This is a genomic window from Thioclava sp. UBA3469, from assembly GCF_002378135.1.
Lineage (GTDB): Bacteria > Pseudomonadota > Alphaproteobacteria > Rhodobacterales > Rhodobacteraceae > Thioclava > Thioclava sediminum.
This window is the reverse complement of record NZ_DFRG01000115.1, coordinates 1-5,844: the sequence shown is the minus strand read 5'-3', so window position 1 is coordinate 5,844 and position 5,844 is coordinate 1. Positions and strand designations below refer to the sequence as shown.

At 64.6% G+C, this 5,844-nt stretch carries 7 protein-coding genes and 1 pseudogene; all 8 read right to left on the bottom strand.

The features are described 5' to 3' along the window. Positions 1-80: 80 nt before the first annotated feature. The gene (gene rpsG / locus B3D39_RS09610; RefSeq protein WP_075773836.1) at positions 81-551 is read right to left on the bottom strand and encodes a 30S ribosomal protein S7; all 471 of its coding nucleotides are present in this window, start codon (positions 549-551) and stop codon (positions 81-83) included. Between the two features lie 12 nt (positions 552-563). Further along, entirely contained in the window at positions 564-935 is a 372-nt protein-coding gene (rpsL, locus tag B3D39_RS09605) for a 30S ribosomal protein S12 (protein ID WP_038074720.1), read from the bottom strand. Between the two features lie 244 nt (positions 936-1,179). After that, the gene (locus B3D39_RS09600; RefSeq protein ID WP_274963736.1) at positions 1,180-1,917 is read right to left on the bottom strand and encodes a phosphatase PAP2 family protein; all 738 of its coding nucleotides are present in this window, start codon (positions 1,915-1,917) and stop codon (positions 1,180-1,182) included. Then, positions 1,898-3,346 carry an ArnT family glycosyltransferase gene (locus tag B3D39_RS09595; protein ID WP_274963737.1) on the bottom strand — a complete coding sequence of 483 codons (1,449 nt, stop codon included), beginning with the start codon at positions 3,344-3,346 and terminating at the stop codon, positions 1,898-1,900. Before B3D39_RS09595 ends, B3D39_RS09600 begins: the two co-directional genes overlap by 20 nt. Next, positions 3,321-3,626, bottom strand: coding sequence for a lipid-A-disaccharide synthase N-terminal domain-containing protein (locus tag B3D39_RS09590; RefSeq protein WP_108722451.1), 306 nt, complete (start codon positions 3,624-3,626; stop codon positions 3,321-3,323). Before B3D39_RS09590 ends, B3D39_RS09595 begins: the two co-directional genes overlap by 26 nt. Positions 3,627-3,631: 5 nt before the next feature. Then, a complete protein-coding gene (locus B3D39_RS09585; protein ID WP_083079902.1) occupies positions 3,632-4,381 on the bottom strand; it encodes a glycosyltransferase family 2 protein in 750 nt (249 codons plus the stop codon). A gap of 117 nt (positions 4,382-4,498) precedes the next feature. Next, positions 4,499-5,209, bottom strand: a complete 711-nt coding sequence (locus tag B3D39_RS09580) for a hypothetical protein (RefSeq protein WP_274963738.1) — start codon at positions 5,207-5,209, stop codon at positions 4,499-4,501. Positions 5,210-5,347: 138 nt separating this feature from the next. Continuing rightward, positions 5,348-5,844, bottom strand: a pseudogene (locus B3D39_RS09575) (DNA-directed RNA polymerase subunit beta'); the annotation flags it as partial.

Here is a 5,844-nt window from a genome sequence, read left to right as displayed (position 1 = left end):
GCGTCGATATGCGCCATGATCCCGAAGTTGCGATAACGCTGTAGGGGATATTCGCGAGCCATTGTGGCGTCCTTCCGTTATTACCAGCGATAATGGCTGAACGCTTTGTTCGCGTCGGCCATCTTGTGGGTGTCTTCGCGCTTCTTGACCGCGGAACCACGCGAGTTCACCGCATCCAGAAGCTCGCCAGCGAGGCGCTCTTCCATGGTGTTCTCGTTGCGGGACTTGGCGGCAGCGATGAGCCAGCGGATGGCCAGCGCTTCGCGGCGGGTCGGGCGCACTTCGACCGGAACCTGGTAGGTGGCACCACCCACACGACGCGAACGCACTTCGACCGAAGGCTTCACGTTGTCGAGGGCTTCGTGGAACACCTCGATGGGCTCACGCTTGAGCTTGCCCTCAACGCGGTTGAGCGCGTTGTAGACGATTTTCTCGGCGGCGGACTTCTTGCCGTCGATCATCAGGTTGTTCATGAATTTGGTCAGCACGCGATCGCCATATTTGGCGTCGGGCAGGACTTCGCGCTTTTCAGCGGCGTGACGACGAGACATCTCGAGATCTCCTTACTTCGGACGCTTCGCGCCGTATTTCGAACGGCGTTGACGACGGTCTTTAACACCTTGCGTATCGAGCACACCGCGCAGGATGTGGTAACGAACGCCCGGAAGGTCTTTCACACGGCCGCCACGGATGAGCACAACGGAGTGCTCCTGGAGGTTGTGCTTTTCGCCCGGGATGTAGGAAATGACCTCGAAGCCATTCGTCAGGCGCACCTTGGCGACCTTACGCATAGCGGAGTTCGGTTTCTTCGGCGTCGTCGTGTAGACGCGCGTGCAAACGCCACGCTTTTGCGGGCACTCTTGGAGGTGTTGCGACTTAGAGCGCTTCACCTTGGGCTGCCGCGGTTTGCGGATCAGCTGTTGGATCGTCGGCATTCGGTTCCCCGTTCTGCTGTCAATACTCGCCCCGTTTCCGGAGGCGCCACTTCTCGACGCGTTTCCGCGCGGATTCGCGAAAACGCCAAATCGCGTTCCTCCCCGGCCCGAGGACCGCGGCGAATGCGTTGAATTCCAGAGGATCGGGGCGAAGGCCCGGATCATGACCACTAGAAATCGGCGACCCTTCGGGCAGACTTCGCCCGTCAGGTAGCGCGGCGTATAGGGGGAGTCGTTTGGGTTGTCAACTCTTGCGGCGGGTCCGTGCGAGGAGCTGCGCGCCCCACCCCGCAAACAGGATCCCCCAGAGCAGCCAGGCCGCCGTAAGGCTCACCAATCCGGCGAAATAGGTATCCGACAGGAAGTGCCGCCCGGTGCCGACCCGCTGCACGATGATGAAGACCGCGACGAAGACGCCGATGGCCCGCAGATAGAGCAATCCCCAGCGCGGCAGGCGCAGCCGCGACAGCTCCGCGCCGAGCCAGATCAGCAGCCCCAGCGCCACCGCCGCCGCCACCTCGCCCGACACGAACGAGCAGTTCCGCGAGCATTGATCGGTGAAGGTCCCCGCGAGGCTGAAATGATGCGCGCCGCCGAAGAGATCGACATCCGCCGGGCGCGCGCGCCCCGAATTGGCCTTCAGGACACCGTTCACGACCACGATCGGGCCGAGCAGGTAGAGCAGGCAAATGAACGCCCAGATCCGCGCCGGCAGGCGCAGCACCGTGCGATGGCGCAGCCCCGCCCAGGGCCAGGCCACGAGCGAGACGAGGAACAGCACGATCGAGACATCCCAGATCCGTTGGCGCAGCCATTCCCAGAGCGGATTGGTGATCACCGAGAACCCCTCCCCTGCCCGGTAGAACAGCCCGGCGACGCCGAGGTCGAGCTCCGGCACGAAGCGGAACAGCAGGAAGCCCCCGATCCACGCCGCCAGCAACAAGCGGCCCGCGAAGATCATGTCAATTTTCGGAACGGACACAGCGCGCCTCCACCAGATAAGCCGCATAGCCTTTGCCTGCCCAAGTCCCGGTCGCGTCGAGCTGCGCCTCGGGCGCAACCGGACCGCTGCCGCAATCGGGCGCGCTATTGGCGATCACCAGCAAACGACCATTATAGTCCTGTGGCAAGGGCCACATCTGCTCGTAATAGCTGTCGGCCCGCACGACAGGCTTCGGCGCGTAGACGGTCACGCCCGCATCCTGCCCGGTATAGAACAGATCGGCGAGGATCGCGCGATTGCCCGTGTAGACCGGCACGTCGGCCGCTTCCGCAAGCGTCAGGATCTGGCGGCTCAGATCGGCCTGCCCCAGCCACCGCTTCAGAAGCGGCGCGCCATCCTTCTGCGGATAGGGCGCGAGGACCGTCAGCAGCGGGATCGACAGCGCGATCAACCCGTTGATCACGATCGCGATCCAGCGCCAGATGCCGCGCAGCACCATCACCGCCAGAACCGTCCCCGCGAAATAGGCAGCGACCGCCCAATTGGCATAGGCCCGGTCGAGCAGCGCCTCGATCGTCACCGCGACCAGCGGCGGCACAGAGAGCATCGCCAGCCCGCGCTTGTCCGGATCGCCCCAGCCCGCATAGCCGATCAGCAGCGCCACCATCGTCACCGGCCCGAAGACTGCGAATTGCGAGGCGACGAACTCGGCCATCGAGCCGAAATTCAGCGCAGCCCCTTCGCGGACCCAGCCGACATTGTCCATCGTATGCGAGACCGTGGTCAGCCCGTTATTCAGGTTCCAGACCACGTTCGGCGCGATTACCAGCCCGAAGGCCAGCCCCGCGATCACCGTGTTGCGCCAGCCGATCCGCCACGCCGGCGCGACAAGGGCCGCCAGCGCCAGACCGGGGATCAGGTAGATCGCGGCGTATTTCGCCATGAAGGCCAGCCCCGCCGCCACGCCCGCAGCGAGCGCGTCCGACCAGCGGCGGCTCTCGCCGGTGCGATGCAGGAACAAAAGGCTCAGTGCGTAGAACGGGGCCATTACCGTATCGGTCGAGATCAGCACCGAGCCGACCGCGACGAAGGGCAGCGTGACATAGATCGCTGCCGACCAGATCGCGACCGAACGCCCCGCGATCCGCGCGCCCAAGGCGCCAAGCACCAGCGCCGTGATACCGTGCAACACAGCGCCCGGCATCCGCACCCAGGACGGCGCGTCCGAGCCTGCCAGATCGGTCACCGCCCGCAGCAGCCAACCGATCAGCGGCGGTTTCGAGTAATAGCCGAAATCGAGATGCTGGCCCCAGAGCCAGTATTGCGCCTCATCGACGAAGAGATCGGTCTTGTTGAACGCCAGAAGTACCAGCCGCAGCGCGGTGACTGCGGCGACGACGATCAGGGCCGGGACGAGCCAGCCGTCCCGATCGCCCCTGCGTTCAAGCTTCGCGTTTACGCTTGGCATGGATCAGCCACAGATTGCGCCCGTAGATGAACACGCCGAGCGACTGGCCGAGAACAAAGACCGGATCTTTGCGATAGAGCGCATAGGTCAGCAGCATCACGCCGCCCGCGAGCGAGAAATACCAGAACGCCACCGGCACCACGGATTCGCCTTTGCGCTCGGACGCGATCCACTGGACGAGAAACCGCCCCGTGAACATGAGCTGCGCGAGCAGGCCGAAAAGGACCCACCACAGCTCGAGAACGCTGTCCGCGTGAAGCATATCCATCAGCCAGTCCATAGGCGTCACTCCTCGCGCATCACTTCGCCGGGCTGCGCTTTCTTGCGCCGACGGAGAAGCCACGCGACGCCCATCAGGTCGACGATGCCGACGAGACCGCGCTGCAGGTTGTTGTAATTCGAGCTGCCGCCGCCGCGCGAACGGTGAGCGACGTCGACATGGGCCACCTGCCACCCGTCGCGCGAGAACAGCGCGGGGAGGTAGCGGTGCATATGGTCGAAATAGGGCAGCGCGAGGAACGCCTCGCGCCGGAAAGCCTTGAGGCCGCAGCCGGTGTCGCGGGTGCCGTCTTTCAGGATCGCGCCGCGGATCTTGTTTGCCGCCTTCGAGGCGAGCTTCTTGGACATCGTGTCCTGCCGCCCGACGCGTTGGCCTGCGACCAGACCGATCTTCTCGGAATTCGCCGCGCGCAGTGGTGCCATCAGGGCGGGAAGCTCGGAGGGCGGGTTCTGACCGTCGCCGTCCAGCGTGCAGATGATGCTGCCCTTCGCGGCCCGAACCCCCGAATGGACGCCCGCGCTTTGACCGCCCGAAGCACGTTGACCGGCGGCGTTCTTGTGCTGCAGCAGGCGCAGGTTCGGATGGGTCTTCATCCGCTCGCGCAGGATCTGGTCCATCCCGTCATCCGAGCCGTCATCGACCACGATTACCTCGTAATCGCAGACCGGCGCGCAGGCGGTGTCGATCTCGTCGAGAAGCCCCGCGATGTTCGGCGCTTCGTTCTTCGCGGGGATCACGATTGAAATCTCGGGCATGGGTGCCGGAACTCTCTTGTCGCTGGGCCGGGATGGCTCCGAAGGTGCGGCTCTATTAGACCCGCCACCCGGTCTTGTAAACGGATCATCCCGGAGCAGCCGCGTCCCTGTGGCGGATCAGCCGAATTTCGCGAAAAGCTTCGAATAGCTCGGCTTGAGGGCGTTTCGCATCTCCATTGCACGTTCCATGTCGCCCGCCATCGCCGCGTCGTAGAAGAACGCGACAGAGACCGCGAAACCGTCCACGAGCTTTTGATACCCCATGTCGGTCTCGGCTTCCGGCGCGGGATGCTTGACGATCTGCGCCGCGAGGTAGCTCAGAAGCGAGGCATCCGCGATCAACTGACGCGCACCTTCGCCGCCCATCCCGGCGTAATCGCGCGCGAGCACCTCTTCCATCTCCGCGTGATAGGCGTTCATCCGGTCCGAGAAGCCCACGATGCCATTGCGGATATGCAGATCGCCGATGCTCTCGCGCACGCCTTCGAGGGTCTCATGCGCCTCGGGCAGGTTCCCGGCAGCCACCTCTTCCTCGGCCTTGGCCGCAAGCTCGCTGACCTTGTCGAAGGTCGCGCCGAGAACCGCGTCATCGGCATATTGCGGCGGCGGCTCGGCGGTCCAGGCGTCGGACAGCGACTGCCACTCGCCGACGAAGCGATCGAGCGCTGCCTTGGTCTCCGGCTGCTTGCCCTGGTTCGACAGGAACAGCGCCGCGCGGTAGTCGCCATAGGCCTTGCGCAGCTGCGCCTCCGCATCCTGATAGGCGCCCGCAAAGGCAGGCATGGCGATCAGCGCGCTCAGCGCGAACGGGGTGACAAAGCGGATCATCGGGGTCCCTCCTCCGGCAAACAGGCTCTCGCCTTTTCGACGTTACCCTGCCCCAGAGATCGGGTTCGCGCAAAGAAAAACCCCCGCGCGATCTCTCGCGCGGGGGGATGTTTCAGATCGTCTCCAACCGGAGGTGGATCAATCGCGGCTTTCCGGCGTCTCGACCGGACCGAAATCCGCCTCTGCCTCGGCCGGAGCCGCCAGCGCTGCCGCGGCTTCCGCCTCGGCCTGACGCTGCTGGATGACCTTGGAGTCGCGCTCGGTCGCGATCTTGCGGACCTTGGTGGTCGCGCCACCGGTACCCGCCGGGATCAGACGGCCGACGATGACGTTCTCCTTGAGGCCCACGAGCTTGTCGCGCTTGCCCTGCACCGAAGCCTCGGTGAGAACGCGGGTCGTCTCCTGGAAGGAGGCCGCCGAGATGAAGGACCGGGTCTGCAGCGAGGCCTTGGTGATGCCGAGCAGCACGGGTTCGCCATGCGCCGGACGCCCACCACGGGCTGCGACCTTGTCGTTCTCCTCGTCGAACTCTGCCTTGTCGACATTCTCGCCTTTCAGGAGCGTCGTATCGCCGGAATCGAGGATCTCGATCTTCTGCAGCATCTGGCGAACGATCACCTCGATGTGCTTGTCGT